The organism is Burkholderia thailandensis E264 (assembly GCF_000012365.1).
GTDB classification, from domain to species: domain Bacteria; phylum Pseudomonadota; class Gammaproteobacteria; order Burkholderiales; family Burkholderiaceae; genus Burkholderia; species Burkholderia thailandensis.
This window is the reverse complement of sequence record NC_007650.1, coordinates 1,340,324-1,361,108: the sequence shown is the minus strand read 5'-3', so window position 1 is coordinate 1,361,108 and position 20,785 is coordinate 1,340,324. Positions and strand designations below refer to the sequence as shown.

The following is a 20,785-nucleotide window of genomic DNA, read 5'->3' as shown; positions in this document are numbered from 1 at the left end:
GAAGCGCATTCGCCCCGAACGCGCCGCGCGCACGGTAGAGGGATACGAAGATGAACACGATGGGCAAAGTCACGCTGCTCGGCGCCGGCCCCGGCGATCTGGACCTGCTGACGCTGAAGGCGGCGAAGGCGCTCGCGGCCGCCGACGTGCTGCTGCTCGACGACCTCGTCAATCCGGACATCGTCGCGCTCGCGCCGCAAGCGCGCGTGATCCGCGTCGGCAAGCGCGGCGGCTGCCGCTCGACGCCGCAGGCGTTCATCGAGCGGTTGATGTGCCGCTACGCGCTGCGCGGCGCGCACGTCGTGCGCGTCAAGGGCGGCGACGTGCTGCTGTTCGGCCGCGCGGGCGAGGAGCTCGGCGCGTTGCGCGCGGCGCGCGTGCCGGTCGAGATCGTCAACGGGATCTCGTCGGGATTCGCGGCCGCGGCGGGCCTCGGCGTGTCGCTCACGCATCGCGAACACTGCCCGGGCGTGACGTTCGTCACCGCGCACCGGCAGGACCACGGCGAACCGGACTGGGCGAGCCTCGCCGCGACCGGCACGACGCTCGCGATCTACATGGGGATGAGCCGCATCGAGCGGATCGCGGCGGGCCTGCTCTCGGCGCTCGATGCCGCGACGCCCGCCGCCGTCGTGCAATGGGCCGGCGCGCCGGCCGAGCGGCGCTGGACCGGCACGCTCGGCCGTCTCGCGGCGGGCGCGTCCGAAGCGGGGCTCGGCAGCCCGGCCGTGATCTTGGTCGGCCGCGCGATCGGCGAAGCGCTCGCGATCGGCGACGCTTGCGAGGCGCGGGACGCGACGACGCCCGACGGTTCGGACGGTTTGGACGGCGCGCACGGCGCAAACCGCACAAGCCGCGCAAACGGCACACACCGCGCGCACGGCGCGCGCGCGCCCGCTTGCCCGCCGGTCTCCCGCGCGGCCTGAGCCGCGAGTGCGGGCGGTTTCGCGCCGCGCGCGTATCGTGTAGTCAACACACAAGCATGGGCGGGCGCCGCCGCGGCGCGCCCGCCTCTTTTCGTCCGACACATGGAATCGACCGATCCTTCCTCCCGGCTGCGCGTGCTGCTCGTCACCGACACCGACAAGCCGCTCGGCGAGCTGCGCGACACGCTCGCGCGCCTCGGCTACGAGATGCTCGACGCGGTCGCGACGCCCGCGCGGCTGCCCGCGGCCGTCGAGGAGCAGCGCCCGGACGTCGTGATCATCGACACCGAATCGCCGTCGCGCGACACGCTCGAGCAGCTCGCGGTGATGAACGCGACCGCGCCGCGCCCCGTGCTGATGTTCAGCCACGACGCGAACCAGCAGCTGATCCGCGCGGCGGTCGGCGCGGGCGTGAGCGCGTATCTGATCGAAGGGCTGTCCGCCGAGCGGCTCGCGCCGATTCTCGAAGTCGCGCTCGCGCGCTTCTCGCACGACGAGCAACTGCGCAAGCGGCTCGCCGACGTCGAGCGCGAGCTCGCGGATCGCAAGCTGATCGACCGCGCGAAGCGCATGCTGATGGACCGCCGCAAGCTGTCCGAGCAGGACGCGTACGCGGCGCTGCGACGCAGCGCGATGGATCAGGGCATCCGGATCGTCGAGGCGGCCCGCCGGCTGCTCGCGGCGCACTCGCAATCTTGACCGAAGGTGCATCCAGCATGGACACAGCGCGCATCAACCAAACGGCTCCGGACGCGCCGGAACGCGGCCGCCTGCGCATCGGCTTCGTCGCGCTGAGCGATGCCGCGCCGCTCATCGCGGCGAAGCGGCTCGAACTCGGCGAACGCTACGGCCTCACGCTCGAGCTGTGCCGGCAGCCGTCGTGGGCGAGCATCCGCGACAAGCTGCTGTCGGGCGAACTCGACGCAGCGCATGCGCTGTATGGGCTCGTCTACGGCGTGCAGCTCGGCATCGGCGGGCCGCGCGCCGACCTGGCGGTGCCGATGGTGCTGAACCGCAACGGCCAGGCGATCACGTTCTCGAACCGGCTCGCCGACGCGTATCGCGCGTCGGGCGACCTGAAGGCCGCGCTCGCGACGCTCGGCCGGCGCCCCGTGTTCGCGCAGACCTTCCCGACCGGCACGCACGCGATGTGGCTGTATCACTGGCTCGCGTCGCACGGCGTCGATCCGCTGCGCGACGTTCGCAGCGTCGTGATTCCGCCGCCGGAGATGGTGGGCGCGCTCGCGGCGGGCGAGCTCGACGGGCTGTGCGTCGGCGAGCCGTGGAACGCGGTCGCGCAGGCGCGCGGCGCGGGCCGCACGGTCGCGACGACGAGCGAAGTGTGGCGCGATCATCCGGAGAAGGCGCTCGCGTGCCGGCGCGAATTCGTCGCGCTGTATCCGAATGCCGCGCGGCTGCTCGTGCGCACGCTGCTCGACGCTTGCGCATGGCTCGACGATCCGGCGCATCGGATGCGGGCGGCCCAATGGCTGGCGGAACCGGACGCGATCGGCGTGCCGCTCGAGCAGATCGCGCCGCGGCTGCTCGGCGACTACGGCGCCGGGCCGTTCGCGCAGCCGCCCGCACCGATCCGCTTCTACGCGCACGGCACGGCGAACCGGCCGGCGGCGAGCGACGGCCTGTGGTTCCTGTCGCAGTATCGGCGCTGGGGGATGTTGAGCGGCGACGTCGACGATGCGGCGATCGCGACCGGCGTCGCGCAGACGGCGATTTATGACGAAGCGGTCGCGCTCGCGGGGGCCCGGCGAGCCGATTGACGCGGTGCGCCGCGCGGGTCGCGCGACGCGCCCGCACCGAAATCCGCCAATCGCGAAATCGACGTTTTTTCTGCTACGTGAATTAAACGGAATCGATTACCGAATTCTGCTTTTTTAATGCGCGTCCATTTGAATCATTAACAACTCGATACATTGAAGACGCCAACAGCACTGCTTATTCGCGCCCCAATCCCGCGACGAATGGTTTAGCATGCAGTCGTGCTGACGAACCACGCCTTCGTGTGGATGCGAGCGCGCAGCACGCGACGTAGCCGAAGTCCATGTGTTTTCGCCGAGGCGCGGCTGGCTCGCGTCGCACTCGGCCGGCGCCGCGCGCATCGGCGCGCCGCGCCACGTCCGCCTCTGCCGCCCGGCTCGCGCCCGTCGGCCGCAGCAGCGGCCCGCCGGCCCGGGCGGCTCCGGCTACGCGCGCGACGCGCGCACGGCAACCGCACGTCGCCACGTCGGCACGCCATCCGCATCACCCCCGCGAGCATCCGGCCGTCTCGCACGAGCATCCCGATTCAAGCGTCATTCGGCAGTGCTTTCGCCCATCGGGCGACGTCCGTTCATCGGGCCCATCGACACCATTTCCCTTGCCCACGAGCAAATGGAGGAGATATGAAGCCGCGTCTTGATACGAGGAAAGTCTTCAGTTATTTGTTCGCCTTTTTCATTGCCTTTCTCGCGAGCTGTTCCGATCACGACGACATTTCGGGCGGCGGCGATCCGCCCGCGTCCGCGCTCGCGTTCCGGCTCGACCGCGGCGGGCAGATCAACGCGTTCTATCGGCGGGACAAGATCGCCGCGCATCTGCTGATGCGCTCGTCGGCGAAACCGCGCCTGCTCGTCGTGTTTCCGGCCGGCAACAGCGGCACGGGCCTCTGGTTCGACGACACGCCGCAGCCCGTCAACTGGAGCCAGGACACGCCGATCGCGCCCGCCACCACGCAGGACGCGTCGGGCCGCACGCTGTACGGCATCGGCGTCGACGTGTCGGCCGACGTGAGCAACCTGTCGATCCGGCAGGCGCTGCTGAGTTCCGTGCGCTTCCTGCGCGATTACAACGGCGGCGCAAGCGTGCCGTCCGACATCGTCGTGCAGCCGTCCGTGTCGGGCAACGTCGCGCTCTGGCAGCGCAATCGCATCGACGACGCGCCGGGCTACGCACTGCGCGTCACGGTGATCGACGGCGGCGCGATCGCCGCCGACGGCGCCGGCAAGCTGCTGCTGCAATCGCCGTCCGGCGCGCCGACGCTGCGGCTGCGCATCGAGGCGTTCAGCGGCGAAACGCCGCTGCAGCCGATCACGCACGCGAGTCTGTTCACGTCGGCGGTCAACCCCGATCCGCAGAGCCAGAACGTGTTCGAATTCCTGAGCTTCAGCGACAAGCTGCTCGCGGGCTCGTGGCAGTACGACACCTACTTCGGCCGCGACACGCTGATCTCGGTGCGCATGCTGATGCCCGTTCTGCAGCCGGACGTGATCGAGGCCGGGCTCGGCTCGGTGCTGAGCCGCCTGTCGCCGGACGGCAAGGTCGCGCACGAGGAAGGCATCGGCGAATTCGCGCTGATCGACAACCGCAGGCACGGCCGCCCGAACGATCCGACGCCGACCTACGACTACAAGATGATCGACGGCGACTACATGCTCGCGCCGATCATGGAGGACTGGCTGATCGAGGACCCGCGCGGGCAGGCGCGCGCCGCCGCGTATCTCGCGCAAAAGGGCGGCGATGGCGCGACGAACGGCAGCCGCTTCGTCGCCAACCTGCTGCGTGTGGTGCAGACCGCGCAGCCGTTCGCGCAGCAGGCGCTCGCCGCGAACCTGATCCGGCTGCGTCCCGGCGAGATCGTCGGCAACTGGCGCGACAGCACCGACGGCATCGGCGGCGGCGTCTATCCGTACGACGTGAACGTCGCGCTCGTGCCGGCCGCGCTGCGCGCGACGAGCAGCTTCCTCGCACGCGGGCTGCTCGACCCGTACCTGAGCGCCGACCAGCGCGCCGTGCTCGCGGCCGCGGGCGCGGCGGCCGATGTCTGGGAGCGCGCCGCGCCGCCCTACTTCCAGGTCGCCGTCACGCCGGACGACGCGCGCGCGAAGCTCGCCGCGTACGCGCCGCAGGCGGGCGTGCCGGCCGGCGCGGTGCCGAACACGGCGCTGCAGTTCGATGCCGTCGCGCTCGACGCGAACGCCAACCCGATCCCGATCATGCACTCGGACGGCGGCTTCGTGCTGCTGTTCGGCGATCCGCCGCCGGCGCTGCTCGCGCGCATCGTCACCGACGTGATGCGCCCGTTCCCGGTCGGCCTCGCGACCGATGTCGGCATGCTGATCGCGAATCCCGCGTACGCGAACCCGGCGCTGTGGCCGCGCTTCACGAACGCCGCGTATCACGGCACGGTGATCTGGTCGTGGCAGCAGGCGATGTGGGTCGCGGGCCTCGACCGTCAGCTCGCGCGCACCGATTTGCCGAGCGACGTGCGCGCGCTGCTCACGCAGGCGCGCCAGCAGATCTGGCAGGTGATCGCGAACGCGAAGGACATGCGCCTGACCGAAATGTGGTCGTGGTCGTACGCGAACGGGCAATACCAGACGGAGGCGTTCGGCACGCGCAGCGCCGACGCGACCGAAGCGAACGCCGCGCAGTTGTGGAGCACGACGTATCTCGCGATCCGCGATCCGCAACTGCGCGCCGGCAAATACTGGTGGGAAGCGCGCGCGGCGGGCGGCGACGCGCCGCGGCGCGTCGCGACCGACGCGGCGGCGGGAAACGGCGCGCAGGCGATGAACGCGGTGACACGCGCGGCGTCGTGATCGCGCGGGCGCACGGCCATTCGATCGCGAGCCGCCGTCGAAACCGGCACGCCTGAGGCCGGCCCGCCGCGCCGGCGCGATCGGCGCGATCGGCGCGGCGCCGATCGCGGCGTCGAGCGGCCGAGCATTCGCCGCGACGCGCGCCGGCGCATATTCGCGGCCGCCGTCGCGCGCCGCCCGCCGCCTGCTGCCTGTTGCGGGCAAAAACGATCGCGCGCGTCGCCCGCCGTTCGCCGGCGACAGCGCGATCCGCCGACACCACCGCGCCGGAAAGCGCGGCGCAAAAAGAGAAAAGCCGCGCGATCGCTCGCGCGGCAAAATCCGCCTGCATCCAAGGGCCACCTCCAGATGGCGGGCGGCGCACTAGCCTCAATCAGCCACTAGTGCCGAACCAACGAAACCGGTCGAACGCCGGCGGCGGCCGCTTCGCCGCCCCGACGCCCCGGCGGGCGCGATCAGCGCGCCGCCTGATAACTGCAAAACAACGCGGCGGCGTTGCGCGCGAGCGTATCGAGGTGATAGCCGCCTTCCTGCACGATCAGCGTCGGCACGCGCAATCCGCCGACGAGCGAACCGAGCCGCCCGAAGCCCTCCGTCGACACCGCGACCTTCGACTGCGGGTCCTCGTGATACACGTCGAAGCCGAGCGCGAACACCAGCACGTCGGGCGCGAAACGCTCGACATGCGTCTTCGCGCGCTCGAGCTGCGCGAAAAACACCGATTCGGCCGAGCCGTGCGGCATCGGCAGGTTCACGTTGAACCCTTCGCCGCGCCCCGCCCCGCGCTCCGCTTCGTAGCCGGTGACGGCCGGATAGAAGTTGGTCGGATCGCCGTGAATCGACACGTACAGCACGTCGTCGCGATCGTAGAACAGTTCCTGGATACCCTGGCCGTGATGCATGTCGGTATCGAGGATCGCGACGCGCGCGTGGTTCGCGCGCAGCGCCTGCGCGGCGATCGCCGCGTTGTTCAGATAGCAGAAACCGCCTGCCGCGTCGCGGCGCGCATGATGGCCCGGCGGGCGACAAAGCGCATACGCGTCGCGCGCGCCGCGGCCGAGCGCCGCCGCGCCGGCGAGCGCGCACTGCGCGGACCAGTACGCGGCGCGATACGTGTGCTCGCCGATCGGGCAGCTGCCGTCCGCGAGATAGTACGCCGCCTGCGCGAGCACGCCGCGCAGCGGATTCGGCTCGCGCACGTAGATGTTCGACATCACCTCGGGTCCCCAGTCCTCCGGGATGCGCCGCCACTCGCGATGCGCGCCGGCGAGAAAGCGCAGGTACGGCTCGCCGTGCACGGCCGCGAGCGGCGCCGCGCCGAAGTCCTCGGGCGCGCGCACGTCGAAGCCGAGCGATTTCGCGGCGTCGAGCAGCCGCACGGCCCGTTCGGGCACCTCGTGCGGCGCGCGCATCTTGCCCCGCGACAGATAGGTGAGCGGACTGTGCTTCAGTTGGTCCGGATGAAAATAGGTCAGCATGCGAGTTCGGTTCCGTTCGGGATCGACCGGTCAATGCGGCTGCGCGGCGATGTCCGCGCGCGCGTGCGCATGCTCCGGTGGTTCCGATTGCGCCGATTGCTCGGCGTGTCCGCATACGCCGGCGCGCGCGAGCACCGCGCCGAGCAGCACGTTCGCGCCCGCCTCGACATGCTCGGGCAACGCTCGCTCGGCCGGGTTGTGCGACAGCCCGCCGGCGCACGGAATGAACACCATCGCGCTCGGCACGCAGCGAGCGAGACGAATCGCATCGTGCCCGGCGCCGCTCACGATCCGCTCGTGCGCGTAGCCGCAGCGGCGCGCGGCCGCTTCGACGAGCGCGACGCACGCCGGATCGAACGGCGTCGCGGGGCTGGACCAATGCACGCCGAAGTCGAGCGCGACGCCGCGGCGCCCGGCGATCTGCGCGCACGCGTCGCGCAGTTCGCATTCGATCGCGTCGAGCCGCGCGTCGTCGGGATGACGAAGGTCGATGCTGAACGTGACACGCTCGGCGATCGTGTTGCGCGACGCATGGTCGATCGCCATCTGCCCGATCGTCGCGAGCGCGTCGGGCGCATGGCGCGCGACGAGCGCCTCGATCGCGAGCGCGATCTCCGCGCTCGCGAACAGCGCGTCCTTCCGGTACGGCATCGGCGTCGTGCCCGCATGCGCGGCCGCGCCCGTCACCGTCGCATCGAGCCAGCGGATCGCCTGTCCGCCCGTGACGACGCCGATCGCCGCGCCGTGCCGCTCCAGCACCGGGCCTTGCTCGATGTGCGCTTCGAAGTACGCATCGACGCGCTCGCGCAATTGCGCGAGCCCCGGCGCCGGATCGCGCGCCGCCTGCGCGCCGCGCAGCCATGCCGTGCGCAGCGCGTCGCGATAGCCACACGCTTCGAGCGCTTCGGCAAGCGAGACGCCGTGCGCATCGCGCGCGGCGAGCGCCGCATCGAGCGGCAGCTCGCCGGTAAACACCGCCGAGCCGAGCATCGCCGGCGTGAAGCGCGCGCCCTCCTCGTTGGTCCACGACACGATCTCGATCGGCTTGTCGGTGACGATCCCGCGATCGTTCAGCGTGCGCACGAGCTCGAGCCCGGCGAGCACGCCGTACGCGCCGTCGAAGCGCCCGCCCTCCGGCTGCGTGTCGAGATGGCTGCCGACGAGCACGGCCGGCTGCGCATCATCCGCGCCGGCGCGCCGTGCGAACAGATTGCCGATCGCATCGACGCGCACCGTCATCCCCGCGTCGCGGCACCATTGCGCGAAGCGCTCGCGGCCGCGCCGGTCGGCGTCGGTCAGCGCGAGCCGGCGCACGCCGCCGCGCGCGGTGCCGCCGATTTGCGCGAGTTCCGTCAAGCTGTTCCAAAGCCGCGTACCGTCAATTTCCCACACTGAAGCCTCCGTCTTTTTTCCTGAATCAGCGCGTGAGCACGGCGTCGGCGACGTCGGCCCGCCGATGGCGGCGCGCATCGAGCGCGATCACGCCCGCGAGCGACAACGCCGCGAGGCACGTGTAGAACACCGCGAGCGGCCACCATTGCCCGACGAACCGGTGCGCGAGCCACGTACCGGCGAGCGGCGTCAGCCCGCCCGCGATCGCGCCGCACATCTGGTACGAAATCGAGATCGCCGAATAGCGCACGCGCGTCGGGAACGCGCCGCTCACGAAGCCCGCGATCACCGAATAGAAGCCGGCGAGAAACACGGTCGCGATTGAAATGCCGATCACCATCGGCGCGAGGCGCCCGGTCTGCACGAGCGCGAACATCGGATACGGCGAGGCCATCGCGAACAGCGCGGCGAGCTTGAGAAAGCGCGCGTCGCCGAGCTTGCCGCCGAGCCACGCGGCGATCGGCTGCGTCACGAACTGGATGATCGCGACGATGAACAGGCAATCGAGGATCAGCGATTTCGTCACGCCGACGTGCTGCGTCGTGAACGCGATCATGAACGTGTTCGTGAAATACAGCCCCGCGATGCCGATCGTGTTCGCGCACAGGCAGAACAGCAGCATCGCGCGCGACGTGCGCAGCACCTCGGCGATCGGCCGCGCGACCGTGCGCGCCATCGCCTTCTCGTGCGCGAACTCGGGCGATTCGTCGACCTTCAGCCGCACGAACACGCCGACCGCGAGCAGCGCGATGCTCGCGAGAAACGGCAGCCGCCAGCCCCACGCCATGAACGCGTCGCGCTCCATCGACGCGACCGCGCGAAACGCGACGAGCGACAGGATGAGCCCGGCCGGGCTGCCCAGTTGCGCGAACGACGCGAAGAACGTGCGCCGCCCGTGCGGCGCATGCTCGCCCGCCATCAGCACCGCGCCGCCCCACTCGCCGCCCACCGCGATGCCCTGCACGATCCGCAGCAGCACGAGCAGCACGGGCGCGAGCAGGCCCACGCGTTCGTAGGTCGGCAGCAGGCCGACGCAGACCGTCGCCGCGCCCATCAGCGCGAGCGTCGTCATCAGCGCCTTCTTGCGGCCGATCCGGTCGCCGAGATGGCCGAAGAAAAGCCCGCCGAGCGGGCGCGCGAAGAAGCCGACCGCGAACGTCGCGAACGACGCCATCGTGCTCGTGAACGGATCGCGCGACGGGAAGAACAGCTCGCCGAACACGAGCGCGGCCGCGTTCGCGTAGATGTAGAAGTCGTACCACTCGATCATCGTGCCGACGAACGCGGCGCCGGCCGCGCGGCGCGGCTGGCGCGCCGGCGGGCTCGGTGGGATGCCCCGGTTCAATGCGTTTCTCCTCGCTGAAATGTCCGCCCCGGCCGAATCGCCCGGATTCGGCAAATGGGCGTTTTATCGCGCACCGGGATTAATCGGTCAAATTCTAAGTTATTATCTTTAGAATAAATTTCATTAATCCAGTTCTACGATGCAAAATCGTTTCCCTGGAGTAAAAATAAATGTCGAATATTCGAAGCCACGTTTCCCGCGTCTTGATGGACCGCCTCGACTGGAATCTGCTGCGCACGTATCTGGCGATCATGCAGGAGCGCAGCATCAGCCGCGCGGCCGCGCGCCTGCACCTCACGCAGCCGGCGGTGAGCCAGGCGCTCAAGCGGCTCGAGGATTCGCTCGGCCGCACGCTGATCCAGCGGCGCGGCGCGCAGTTCCTGCCGACGCGTGCGGGCGAGGAAGTCTACCGGATCGCGACCGACATCTACGGCCACATGTCGAGGCTCGACAACGAGCTCGACGACCGCGGCGGCGAGCTGATCGGCTCGGTGCGCCTGTTGTGCGTGAGCCGCGTCGAGTCGCCCGTCTACGACGAATTTCTCGCCGAATTCCGCCGCACGTATCCGCGCGTCGATCTGCACGTCGAAGTGATGCGCTCGGTGGATATTCTCTCTTCTTTATTGCAAAAAACGGCGACTTGCGGACTCGCATTATGTCGAACGCCGGTCGATAAAATCGAATTACGCAGTTTCCTGCGACAACGCTATGCAATGTTTTGCGGACGTCACCATCGGTTATTCGGCCGTCAGGCGCTGAAAATCGAGGATCTGCTCGCCGAGAATTTCGTTTCCTTCACCAGCGACCAGATCGGCGACGCGCTCGCGCCGCTCACCGTGTTCCGCGATCAGCGCGGCTTCACCGGGCGCATCGTCGCGACGTCGCCGAGCCTCGACGAAATCCGCCGCCTCGTGTTCGCGGGCTACGGCATCGGCTGCCTGCCCGAGCACATCGTGCGCGACGACCTCGCGCGCCAGCGGCTCTGGCGGCTGCCGCCCGAGGAAGGGCTGCTCGACGTCGAGATCTTTCTGATGTGGAACCGAGAGCGCCGGATGAATGCGGCCGAGAACGTGTTCATCGATGCGTTTCAGCGCTACGTGCAGCGCTATCCGATGGCGGAGCGGCTGGGCATGCTGCATTGAGCGGCAAGACCGCCGAGGGTCGGGAGCCCGCCGCGGCCGAACGCATTCGGCAACGGTCGGACCCGCGCGCGGCGACACCGCAACGCCGCGCGGCGATCGCGCCGAACACGGCGGCGCGGCACGTCGCCTCTCTCGCCGCCGAGCGATAAAGGCGCGCGATCTTCGCTGAACGGCGACGGAACGAACGCGAACGGACCGGCAAACGCCGCGTTACGCGCCCGCCGGGATTTTCAAAGCTGCGTTGAAACTGAAATCGCGCCCGCCGGCTGTGATGCGCCCGCCGCGCGCCGCATCATCACTGCCGGAGCCGACCAGACGGGCCCCGGAAACGCCGCCGGCGATCATCCCGCCGATCGTCGCGAACGCCCCCGCACGCCGGCGCGGCGCATCGCGGCAAGCGCATCCGCCGCAGCTTCCACGCGCTGGTCCGCACGTCCAATTCACCTTACCGATTCGAACCGCCATGAAAGCCATCGCCTTCTACCAGAACCTCCCGATCGACGCCGCCGATTCGCTCGTCGACATCGAGCTGCCCGACCCTCAGCCGGGCCCGCACGACCTGCTCGTCGAGGTGCGCGCGGTGTCGGTCAATCCCGTCGATGTGAAGGTCCGCGCCGGACGGCCGCCCGAAGCCGGCCAGCCGACAGTGCTCGGCTGGGACGCGGCGGGCGTCGTGCGGGCCGTCGGCAGCGCGGTGTCGCTGTTCAAGCCGGGCGAGCGCGTCTGGTACGCGGGCGCGCTCACGCGTGCGGGCACGAACAGCGAGCTGCACGTCGTCGACGAGCGAATCGTCGGCAGGATGCCGGCGTCGCTCGATTTCGCGCACGCGGCCGCGCTGCCGCTCACCGCGATCACCGCGTGGGAGCTGCTGTTCGACCGCCTGCGGATTCCCGAGGGCGCGGCCGCCGCCGGCAAGCGGCTGCTCGTCGTCGGCGCGGCGGGCGGCGTCGGCTCGATCCTCGTGCAGCTCGCGCGCCGGCTGACGGGCGTCACCGTGATCGGCACCGCGTCGCGCGACGAAACCGCCGCGTGGGTCCGCGAGCTCGGCGCGCATCACGTGATCGACCACGCGAAGCCGCTCGCCGCCGAGCTCGCGCGAATCGGCGTCGGCGGGGTCGACTACGTCGCGAGCCTGAACCAGACCGATCGCCACTTCGATCAGATCGTCGACGCGCTCGAACCGCAAGGCAAGCTCGCGCTGATCGACGATCCCGAACGGCTCGATGTCCGCAAGCTGAAGGCGAAGAGCGCGTCGCTGCACTGGGAGTTCATGTTCACGCGCTCGATGTTCGGCACACACGACCAGATCGAGCAGCACGCGCTGCTCGATCGCGTCGCGGCGCTCGTCGACGCCGGCACGCTGCGCACGACGCTCGGCGAGCACTTCGGCGCGATCAACGCGGCGAACCTGAAGCGCGCGCATGCGTTCATCGAAAGCAACCGCGCACGCGGCAAGATCGTGCTCGAAGGCTTCTGATCGATTGATCCGCGGCGCGGCCCGCCCGCCGCGCCGCCGCTTCGCCTTGTTCCGGAGGTCGCCTTGACTCGAGCTCATCCGGTCGTCACGCTCGCGACGATCGATCTGTCGTTCCATCACGCCGCGGCCGGCATCGTGAGCGCGACGCTCGCGCGCCACGGCGTGCGCGTCGACGAAATCCGGCGGCCGCACGAAGCCGCGTTCGAGCTGCTGCGCGACGGCACGGCCGACATGCTGTGCGCCGCGTGGCTGCCGGGCAGCCACGGCGCGTACTTCGACGCGATCGCCGACGCGTTCGATCCGCTCGCCGAGATGTACGCGCCGTACGCGCTGTGGGGCGTGCCCGACTATGTGCCGGCCGATGCGGTGTCGAGCGTCGCGGACCTGACGCGCGCCGACGTCGTCGTGCGCATGACGCCGCTGATCCAGGGCATTGGCCCGGGCGCGGGCATTTCGCGCTTCTCGCGCGAGATCTTCGCCGCGTACGCGCTCGACGCGCACGGCTATCGCTTCGCGAACGGCACGCTCGAAGCATGCGTGGACGCGTTCGAGCGCGCGATCGCGCGGCGCGCGTGGATCGTCGTGCCGCTGTGGCAGCCGCAATATCTGCACTGGCGTCACACGATCCGCGAGCTGCGCGAGCCGCGCGGGCTGCTGCGCGGCACCGACGCGGCGACGCTCGTGCTGCGCAAGTCGACGCGCGAGCGGCTGCCCGCCGAAGCCGTCGATGCGCTGCGGCGGCTGCGGCCCGGCAACGCCGGCATCACCCGGCTCGATCATCTGATCGCCCGCGAAGGGCTGAGCCCGCTCGAAGCCGGCGAGCGGTATTTATGCGAGCTCGCGGCGGCGCAGGGCGTGGCCGGCAATTGAGCGGTGCCCGGCCGCGCCGGGTGTGCTTGCCGATTGCCGATTGCCGGTTGCCGGTTGTTTCTCGGCCCCGATGCGCCGAACGACGATGTGGCTTGCGTGGCTTGGCGCCGTTCGCTGCGGACCGACGTCAATCGGCCTCGACCGCCGGCGATCGACGCGTGTCGGCGCAACCCGCGCCGCACCGCGCTACGCGAGATAAGCGGCGATCCGCGCCCGCAGGAAATCGCGCAGCGCGTCGAGCGTCGGCGACAGCGCGAGCCGATGCGTGTAGACGAGGTTGAGCGGCGTCGCCTCGGTCGTCCACGCGTCGAGCGCGGACTCGAGACGCCCCGCGCGCAGATCGTCGAGCACGTCGAGCCGCGACTTGTATGCGATTCCGTATCCGCCGAGCGCCCAGCGGCGCACGAGCTCGCCGTCGTCGGCAACCCGGTTGCCCGTGACCTTCACCGTGCGCGCGACATCGCCCGAATGGAAGGTCCACTGGTCGTGCGTGCGCTCGCTCAGCGCGAAGCGCAGGCAATGGTGGCGGCTCAGATCGTCCGGCGTGCTCGGCTTGCCGTGCCGCGCGAAGTAAGCGGGCGACGCGCACAGCACGCGCCGGTTGTCGGGCGCGAGCGGCGCGGCGATCAGCGACGAATCGTCGGGCACGCCGTAGCGCAGCACCGCGTCGACCGGCTGCCGGAACAGGTTGACGATCCGGTCGCCGATCCGCACGTGCAGCGAGACGGCCGGGTACAGCGCGAGAAACTCGTCGAGCCAGCCGGACAGCACGTTGCGGCCGAAGTCGGACGGTATCGACAGCGTCAGGTCGCCGCCGACCTCGTCGCGGCCTCGCGCGAGCGCGTCCTTGCCGGCGCGCAGCTCGGCGAGCGCATTGCGCGCATGCGCGAGGTAGCGCTCGCCGTCCGGCGTGAGGCGCAGGCTGCGCGTCGAGCGCGCGAGCAGACGCACGTCGAGCTCGCTCTCGAGCCGCTTGACCGCGGCGCTGGCGACGGCAGGCGCGACGTTGAGAAGCCGTGAGGCGGCGGACAGGCTGCCGTTGTCGGCGGCGAGCACGAATACGGCGAGGTCGTCGAATCGGATCATCGGGTGGCGGCGGCGCGATCGGCGCGCGGGAGGGCGCGCAACGGGCTGCAAGGGTACTGCACACGCGTGCGGCAGTCGAGCGGCGCTCGTCGCCCTCGCGCGCCGGCGCGACCGGCCGCGCTCGCGCGGCTCAGCCGGCCGCCAGTTCGACCGCCGCGAGCGCATGCAATTCGGTCGTGTCGAACACCGGCAACGCCGAATCCTCGGGCCCGATCAGCAGCGCGATCTCCGTGCAGCCGAGAATCACGCCTTGCGCGCCGGCCGCTTCGAGCGACTCGATGATGCGCCGATAAGCGTCGCGCGACGCGTCGCGCACGACGCCGTGGCACAGCTCGTCGTAGATCACGTCGTGAATGACGGCCCGATCGCGCTCGTCCGGCACGATGACGTCGATGCCGTGCAGCGACGCCATCCGCTCGCGATAGAACGCCTCCTCCATCGTGAAGCGCGTGCCGAGCAGCCCGGCGCGGCGAACGCCCGCGCGGCGCAGCGCCCGCGCGGTCGGATCGACGATGTGCACGAACGGCACGGACAACGCGGCCTCGATCGCGGGCGCGACCTTGTGCATCGTGTTGGTGCAGAGAACGACGAAATCGGCGCCGCCCGCCTCGGCCTGCCGCGCGGCCTGCCGCATCCGGCGGCCCAGTTCGCCCCAGTGGCCGGCGTGCTGCAGCGTCTCGATCTCGTCGAAGCAGACCGTGGCCATGACGCTGCGCGCGTTGCGATGCCCGCCGAGGCGCGCCTTCATGTGCTGGTTGATCAGCCGATAGTATTCGGCCGACGATTCCCAGCTCATCCCGCCGATCAGTCCAATCGTTTTCATCGTGCGCCCCTGTATCGCTCGTTCGTGATGCCGACGATGAATCTAGCGACACGGCGGCCGCCGCGACAGGGACAATTTCGCCGTTTCGGGCTGAGCCGGCGACGGTGCGCGCAAGATGGAACCGGAAAGGCCCGCCGCGCCGCGCGCGCCGTCACCCCGCCCCCGCCTCCAGCGCCTCGAACCGCTCCCGCAGCCAGCGCGCGAACACCCGCACCCGCGACGACAGCTGCCGGCTTTGCGGGTACAGCACGCTCACGGGCATCGGCGGCGGCGGATACGCGGCGAGCACGATCTTCAGGCACCCGTGCGCCAGCTCGTCGGCGATCCGGTAGCGCGGCACCTGGACGATGCCGAGCCCCGCGACGGCCGCGCCCGTGTAGAGCTCGACACCCGCGACGGAAATCGCCGCGTCGAGCCGCACCTCGGTCACGCGCCCGTCGACGGTGAATTCGAGCGGCATCGGCTTGCCCGTCGCGCTCGACACATAGTCGACCGCGCGATGCGCGGCCAGCGCGGCGAGATCGGCCGGCTCGCCGTGCCGCGCGAGATAGCCGGGGCTCGCGACCGTCACCTGCTCGAGCTGCGCGACCCGCCGCCCGACCATCGACGAATCCTGCAGGTTGCCCGAGCGCAGCACGCAATCGACGCCCTCGCGCACCAGATCGACGAACCGGTCGTCCTCGCCGATGTGCAGCCGGATTCCCGGATAGCGCGCAAGAAAATCCGGCAGCGCCGGCACGACGTAGTAGCGCGCGAGCGTGCCCTGCAGGTTCACGCGCAGCAGCCCCTTCGGCGCCGCGTCGCGAAACGCCCCTTCCGCCTCTTCCAGATCGGCGATCAGCCGCACGCAGCGCCGGTAGTACGCTTGCCCGTCCTGCGTGAGGCGCACGGTGCGCGTCGTCCGCTCGAGCAGCCGCGTGCCGAGCCGCGCCTCCATCCGCTTCATCAGGTTGGTCACGGTCGCGCGCGGAATCTGCAGATCGTCCGACGCCCGGCTGAAGCTCTGCCGCTCGGCGATCCGCACGAAAACCTGCATTTCCTGAAATCGGTCCATCGAGGCGCCCCGGCGTATCGTTAAAGCAAATGGAATGATGATATCCATTTGACCATGATTATCCCCCCGATGGAATGGCCGATCATTCGTCTCACCCACCCATTTCACCGAGGACACATCATGAACGCCACGACAGACACCCGAATCGCCCTCGTCACCGGCGCGTCGCGCGGCATCGGCGCGGCCATCGCGCGGCGCCTCGCGCGCGACGGCTTCGCGGTCGCCGTCAACTACGCGTCGAGCAGCGCCGAAGCCGACGCGCTCGTCGGCGAGCTGCGCGCGAGCGGCGCGGCCGCGCTCGCGGTGCAAGCGGACGTCGCGCGCGCGGGCGACGTGCGCCGGATGTTCGACGCCGTCGAGCAGCAGCTCGGCCGCGTCGACGTGCTCGTCAACAACGCGGGCATCCTGAAGACCGGGCCGCTCGCCGACGCCACCGACGACGCATTCGAGCGGATTTTCGACATCAACGTGCGCGGCACCTTCAACACGCTGCGTGAAGCGGCGAAGCGGCTGGCCGACGGTGGCCGGGTCATCAACTTCTCGACCACGACGCTCGCGCTGAAGCTGCCCGGCTACGGGCTCTACAACGCGACGAAGGGCGCGGTCGAGGCGCTCTCGCACGTGTTCGCGAAAGAACTGCGCGGACGCCGCGTGAGCGTGAACGTCGTCGCGCCGGGCCCGGTCGCGACCGCGCTGTTCCTCGAAGGCAAGACGGACGAGCAGATCCGGGGCTATGCGAAGATGCCGCCGCTCGAGCGCCTCGGCGAGCCGGAGGACATCGCGGGCGTCGTGTCGTTTCTCGCCGGCCCGGACGGCGGCTGGGTCAACGCGCAGGTGCTGCGCGCGAACGGCGGGCTCGCGTGAGCGGGCGCGCGGCCGCCCGGTTCGGCCGCGCGCGAACGCGCCGGCGCGGCGTCCGGCGATCGCCGCGCGCGCGCCGCCGCGCGATGCGACGCGCGGTCGCGCGACCGATTCCCGTGCCGCCGCCCCCGCGCGACGGCCTGTGTCATCCGCATGCCCGAGTTTCGCCGCGACGAACGCGCCCGCGCCCGCCGGCCGCCACCGGCTACGCCCATGCGGCGGGCGACGTGCCGAGCGCCCGCGCCGGATGCGGCCATCGCACCGGCGCACCCTCGATCGCCACCGGCGCGCGCACGCGCTGCGCCGGCCCCCAGCTCGTCTGCTCGCACCATTCGTCGAGATCGCCCGCCGTCTCCCGCGCGATCGGGGGCCGGCCCCCTTCCTGCAGGCCGCCCGACACGAGCAGCGCCGCCGTTCGCGCGAGCGACGCGCGCACGCGCGTTCCCGCGCCCGTCGCGAGCCGGTGCGAAAGACCGCGAATCGCGGCGGTGGCAAGCAGATAGCCGGCGCCGTGGTCGAGCGCCTGCACGGGCAGCGGCACCGGGTGCGCGCCCCCGGTTTCGCGCATGCCCGTCGCGACGATGCCCGCGCTCGTCTGCACGAGGCTGTCGAAGCCCCGGCGGCCGCGCCACGGCCCGCTCCAGCCGTACGCGGCGAGCGACACGTCGACGAGTCCGGGGTTCAGCCGTCGCCGCTCGTGCGCGTCGAAGCCGAGGCCATCGAGCGCGCCGGGCCGGTAGCCGTGGACCATCACGTCGGCCTCGCCGATCAGGCGGCGCAGCAGCGCGCGCCCTTGCGCCGATTTCAGGTCGACGCGCGCGCAGCGCTTGCCCAGCACGACTTCGGGCACCGTGCCCGGCTCGTCCCAGCCGATTGGATCGATGCGCAGCACCTGCGCGCCGAAGCCCGCGAGAAAGCGCGTCGCGACGGGGCCCGCGAGGATGCGCGTCAAATCGAGCACGCGCACGCCGAGGAGCGGCCGCCCGGCCTGCGTCGGCCACGCGGGCCGCTTGCCGTCGACGTTCACGTCGTCGCGAATCATCAGCGGCTCCGCGCGCACCGCACGCCCCTGCGGATGACGCGCCCATTCGTCCTCCGTGCGCATGACGGCCGCACAGCCGCCATGCTCGACGACGGCCGATTCGAGCGCGTCGCCGCGCCACTGCTCGACCGCGCGCGCCACGGCCTGCCTGTCGGGCCGCGCGCCGAGCACGGCAAGCGCGGCGGCGCGATGGTGCGGCGCGTTCGTGTGCAGCCTGATCCAGCCGTCGGCCGTGCGGTAGTCGCCCGCGATCGCATCCCACAAGGGCGACGTGTCCCAGCCGCGCGGGCGCAGCGATGTACCGAACCAGATCGACGCGTAGCGGCGATCGACGCGCACGCCGGGCAGCTTGCCGGTCGCGCGATGCACGAATTCGGCAAGCGCGACGCCCGCCGCGCCGATCGCGGCCGATGCGAAATCGGTAACCGGGAAGACCGACGGCAACGCGCCCGCGCCGCTGAATTCGAGCGCGTGCAGAAGCTCGGGATCGCCGTGCGCGGCCTGCCAGATTTCGCGCAGATACGCGGCGGTGCGCGCGTGACCGGACTGCTCCGATTGAGGCAAAGAAGAAAAATCGAACATTGACGCCCTCGGCTTGACGATATCGCCGCAAGATTATTTCCCGCGCAATTCGAGTGTCAACGTTGATTCCGCGAATCAAGTCAATTTGATTGGATTCCGCATGACGCCCTTGAAAACAAATCGGGATGCGCGCGTGCCTGCCGAGCGGCAGAGCGTTTTCGCGCAGCCGTCTTTCGACGCTCGGACGTCCGCCGCTGGAGCCGATGCGGCAAGGCTTCGATGGCCGCCGCAGCCCGCCGGCACACCGGAATGGAAGCGCCAATCGGCCGCCTCGCGCATGCCGGGCGCAGCCGTAACGTTTCAAAGGCGAGATTTCGAAAACACGTCGAATGCCGACTCGCCAAACCGATTTCAATTTTCCGTCGATCGGCATTCGACATTGATTCGCCGAATCAACATGGCGAACGCTCGTCGATTCGTTTCATCCATGCGATTCGACCGGCGAGCACGTGGCGATCGCGTCGTTTCGGCATCGACGGCAAGCGCCCCTTTCCGTCGAACCGGCGGCGATGCGCCGTCGCGCCGCAAGCGCAACAGCGCGCCAGGCGGCGACCGGCCGCGCGCGCCGGATGGACATCGCGCCGCCCGCGCGGGCGCAAGCGCACGCATGCGCATGCGCGGTGAACTGACGGCGCGCCGTGCCCGACGCGCACGGCCACCTTGCCGAAGCGCTTGCGCCGGGCAGCCCGGTCAGCGTCCGCGGCAGGCCCTCGGCGTCACGGCGCGGCGCGCCGCCGTCGCCCGCACGAAACGCGTCAGCCTCGCGCGACGACGTCGATGCGCAGCGCATCGCCGCCCGCCGCGATCGCGAGCAGCCGGTCGACGTTCGGATGCGCGCCCGGGCGATGGCGCGCATCGGCGGTGTGCTCGGCGAACACCGCGAGGCCGTGCTCGGCGGCTCGTGCATCGAGCGTGCCGAACGCCTCGCGCAGATAGTGATAGACCGCCAGGGAGCCTTGCTTGCCCGGCTTGTTCTCGATGCTGGCGATCACCGCGCCGCCGCCGTCGACGAGGTCGATGCGCTCGATGCCGTCGATCGCGGGCAGTTGGGCGAGGTTGTCCTTGAATACTACGGTCGGCTGAATCACGGGAAACGCTCCGTCTGGTCGGGGAAAAATCACGCGGGGCGTATGTTAGCCGATTGCACCGGACGACTGACGGCCGCCCGGCCCACGCGGTCCGCGGTCAGATTGCGCGCGCCGCCTGGCCGGGCGCGCCGGCATCCGCCGGTGCCGCGCATCGCCCCGCCGAAGCCCCCCGCCGCCCGGCCCTCATCAAGAACTCCTGCCCGAGCGTCGCCAACGTGTAAACTGCTGCCTTTTTTTGACACAGACACTCGCCGCATGGTGCAAGTCCCGCAACGTAGCGCGCTCGGCGGCCCGACGCTGATCCGCCTGCTCGCTCGCCTCGCGGACGCCGACGTTCCGCCGTCCGGGCAGCCGCTGTCGGACCGGCTGAGCCAATGGCTCGCGTGGACCGACGCGATCGCGCTGTCGTCCGCGCTCAGCGTGAGTCCGCCCGTCGCCGCGGCCGGCGCGCGCCCCGCCAGCGACGACCCGCACGGCCAGGGCGCGCGCGTGCGCGCGTCTCTCGCGAAGGCGATCGCCCGCGCGGGCGCGTTCGCCGCCCCACGCGACGGCGGCGCTCGCGGCGCCCCACGCGGCGCGCCGAACGACGCGCCCGCCGATTTCACGCTCTTTCGGCACGACTACCTGTCGATTCAACAGGCGATGGAGATCGACATCGGCGATCTGCGCAACCGCCTGCGCCAGACGATGGCCGGGCGAACGCCCGCGCTCGCCCGGCTCGCGGTGCTCGACGCGACGATGGAGCGCGCGCTCGTCGCCCGCGAGCGCAGCCTCTTCGCGTCCGTGCCGAAGCTGCTCGGCGCGTACTTCGAGCGCCTGCGCCAGGCCGAGCGGCAGCGCGTTGCCGAGGCCGGTGCCGGTCCTGACGCCGATCCCCATGCCGCGACAGACCCCGCCGCCCCCGCGCCGGACGCATGGCTTGACGCGTTCCGCGCGGATATGCAGAGCGTGCTGCTTGCCGAGCTAGACATTCGTTTTCAACCGGTCGAAGGGCTGCTCGCCGCCCTTCGCGCCAGCTAACCGG

19 protein-coding genes are annotated in these 20,785 nt (G+C 70.6%); 10 read left to right on the top strand and 9 right to left on the bottom strand.

Going from position 1 to position 20,785, the window contains the following annotated elements:
• Nucleotides 1–50 precede the first annotated feature (50 nt).
• From cobA to BTH_RS05970, 4 genes are all read left to right on the top strand, one after another.
• Nucleotides 51–926 (top strand): uroporphyrinogen-III C-methyltransferase, encoded by an 876-nt coding sequence (gene cobA, locus BTH_RS05985; protein ID WP_009896707.1) that lies wholly within the window; start codon nt 51–53, stop codon nt 924–926.
• Nucleotides 927–1,028: 102 nt separating this feature from the next.
• Nucleotides 1,029–1,625 carry an ANTAR domain-containing response regulator gene (locus tag BTH_RS05980; protein WP_009896706.1) on the top strand — a complete coding sequence of 199 codons (597 nt, stop codon included), beginning with the start codon at nt 1,029–1,031 and terminating at the stop codon, nt 1,623–1,625.
• A gap of 17 nt (nt 1,626–1,642) precedes the next feature.
• Nucleotides 1,643–2,704: a CmpA/NrtA family ABC transporter substrate-binding protein gene (locus BTH_RS05975; RefSeq protein WP_009896705.1), complete on the top strand. Its 1,062-nt coding sequence runs from the start codon at nt 1,643–1,645 to the stop codon at nt 2,702–2,704.
• 621 nt (nt 2,705–3,325) lie between these two features.
• Entirely contained in the window at nt 3,326–5,521 is a 2,196-nt protein-coding gene (locus tag BTH_RS05970) for a hypothetical protein (RefSeq protein ID WP_025370258.1), read from the top strand.
• 455 nt (nt 5,522–5,976) lie between these two features.
• Here the strand turns inward: BTH_RS05970 and BTH_RS05965 are convergent, their stop codons facing one another.
• Genes BTH_RS05965 through BTH_RS05955 form a run of 3 tightly spaced genes read right to left on the bottom strand, consistent with a single transcriptional unit; the run spans nt 5,977 to nt 9,736 of the window.
• Nucleotides 5,977–6,999, bottom strand: coding sequence for a histone deacetylase family protein (locus BTH_RS05965; protein WP_009896703.1), 1,023 nt, complete (start codon nt 6,997–6,999; stop codon nt 5,977–5,979).
• 30 nt (nt 7,000–7,029) lie between these two features.
• Nucleotides 7,030–8,391 (bottom strand): Zn-dependent hydrolase, encoded by a 1,362-nt coding sequence (locus BTH_RS05960; RefSeq protein WP_009896702.1) that lies wholly within the window; start codon nt 8,389–8,391, stop codon nt 7,030–7,032.
• A 25-nt stretch (nt 8,392–8,416) separates the two neighbouring features.
• Nucleotides 8,417–9,736 carry an MFS transporter gene (locus tag BTH_RS05955; protein WP_009896701.1) on the bottom strand — a complete coding sequence of 440 codons (1,320 nt, stop codon included), beginning with the start codon at nt 9,734–9,736 and terminating at the stop codon, nt 8,417–8,419.
• A 170-nt stretch (nt 9,737–9,906) separates the two neighbouring features.
• Between BTH_RS05955 and BTH_RS05950 the strand changes: the two genes are divergently transcribed.
• On the top strand, nt 9,907–10,878 hold the full coding sequence (locus BTH_RS05950) for a LysR family transcriptional regulator (protein ID WP_011401173.1): 972 nt from the start codon (nt 9,907–9,909) through the stop codon (nt 10,876–10,878).
• Between the two features lie 210 nt (nt 10,879–11,088).
• Here the strand turns inward: BTH_RS05950 and BTH_RS35455 are convergent, their stop codons facing one another.
• Nucleotides 11,089–11,223 (bottom strand): hypothetical protein, encoded by a 135-nt coding sequence (locus BTH_RS35455; protein WP_009907582.1) that lies wholly within the window; start codon nt 11,221–11,223, stop codon nt 11,089–11,091.
• A 118-nt stretch (nt 11,224–11,341) separates the two neighbouring features.
• On the opposite strand from BTH_RS35455, the gene BTH_RS05945 reads away from it, so the two are divergent.
• Together BTH_RS05945 and BTH_RS05940 are read left to right on the top strand one after the other, a co-directional pair.
• Entirely contained in the window at nt 11,342–12,355 is a 1,014-nt protein-coding gene (locus tag BTH_RS05945) for a zinc-binding alcohol dehydrogenase family protein (protein WP_009896698.1), read from the top strand.
• Between the two features lie 63 nt (nt 12,356–12,418).
• Nucleotides 12,419–13,225: a glycine betaine ABC transporter substrate-binding protein gene (locus BTH_RS05940; RefSeq protein WP_009896697.1), complete on the top strand. Its 807-nt coding sequence runs from the start codon at nt 12,419–12,421 to the stop codon at nt 13,223–13,225.
• A gap of 186 nt (nt 13,226–13,411) precedes the next feature.
• On the opposite strand, the gene BTH_RS05935 is transcribed toward BTH_RS05940, so the two are convergent.
• The 3 genes from BTH_RS05935 to BTH_RS05925 all read right to left on the bottom strand — a co-directional run bounded on the left by BTH_RS05935 (nt 13,412) and on the right by BTH_RS05925 (nt 16,188).
• Nucleotides 13,412–14,311 carry a LysR family transcriptional regulator gene (locus BTH_RS05935; RefSeq protein WP_009896696.1) on the bottom strand — a complete coding sequence of 300 codons (900 nt, stop codon included), beginning with the start codon at nt 14,309–14,311 and terminating at the stop codon, nt 13,412–13,414.
• 130 nt (nt 14,312–14,441) lie between these two features.
• Nucleotides 14,442–15,134 (bottom strand): aspartate/glutamate racemase family protein, encoded by a 693-nt coding sequence (locus tag BTH_RS05930; RefSeq protein ID WP_011401170.1) that lies wholly within the window; start codon nt 15,132–15,134, stop codon nt 14,442–14,444.
• A gap of 151 nt (nt 15,135–15,285) precedes the next feature.
• Complete coding sequence (locus tag BTH_RS05925) at nt 15,286–16,188, bottom strand: LysR family transcriptional regulator (RefSeq protein ID WP_009896694.1); 903 nt, start codon at nt 16,186–16,188, stop codon at nt 15,286–15,288.
• A 120-nt stretch (nt 16,189–16,308) separates the two neighbouring features.
• Between BTH_RS05925 and BTH_RS05920 the strand changes: the two genes are divergently transcribed.
• Nucleotides 16,309–17,052, top strand: coding sequence for an SDR family oxidoreductase (locus BTH_RS05920; RefSeq protein ID WP_009896693.1), 744 nt, complete (start codon nt 16,309–16,311; stop codon nt 17,050–17,052).
• Between the two features lie 202 nt (nt 17,053–17,254).
• On the opposite strand, the gene BTH_RS05915 is transcribed toward BTH_RS05920, so the two are convergent.
• The gene (locus tag BTH_RS05915; protein WP_009896692.1) at nt 17,255–18,673 is read right to left on the bottom strand and encodes a CoA transferase; all 1,419 of its coding nucleotides are present in this window, start codon (nt 18,671–18,673) and stop codon (nt 17,255–17,257) included.
• Between the two features lie 249 nt (nt 18,674–18,922).
• Here BTH_RS05915 and BTH_RS34310 point away from each other — a divergent pair, with 249 nt between their 5' ends.
• A complete protein-coding gene (locus BTH_RS34310; protein ID WP_155624921.1) occupies nt 18,923–19,297 on the top strand; it encodes a hypothetical protein in 375 nt (124 codons plus the stop codon).
• Nucleotides 19,298–19,428: 131 nt separating this feature from the next.
• Here the strand turns inward: BTH_RS34310 and BTH_RS05905 are convergent, their stop codons facing one another.
• Nucleotides 19,429–19,761 carry a DUF2322 family protein gene (locus BTH_RS05905; RefSeq protein ID WP_009896689.1) on the bottom strand — a complete coding sequence of 111 codons (333 nt, stop codon included), beginning with the start codon at nt 19,759–19,761 and terminating at the stop codon, nt 19,429–19,431.
• 255 nt (nt 19,762–20,016) lie between these two features.
• On the opposite strand from BTH_RS05905, the gene BTH_RS05900 reads away from it, so the two are divergent.
• Nucleotides 20,017–20,781, top strand: a complete 765-nt coding sequence (locus BTH_RS05900) for a DUF3348 domain-containing protein (protein WP_009896688.1) — start codon at nt 20,017–20,019, stop codon at nt 20,779–20,781.
• Nucleotides 20,782–20,785: the final 4 nt, after the last annotated feature.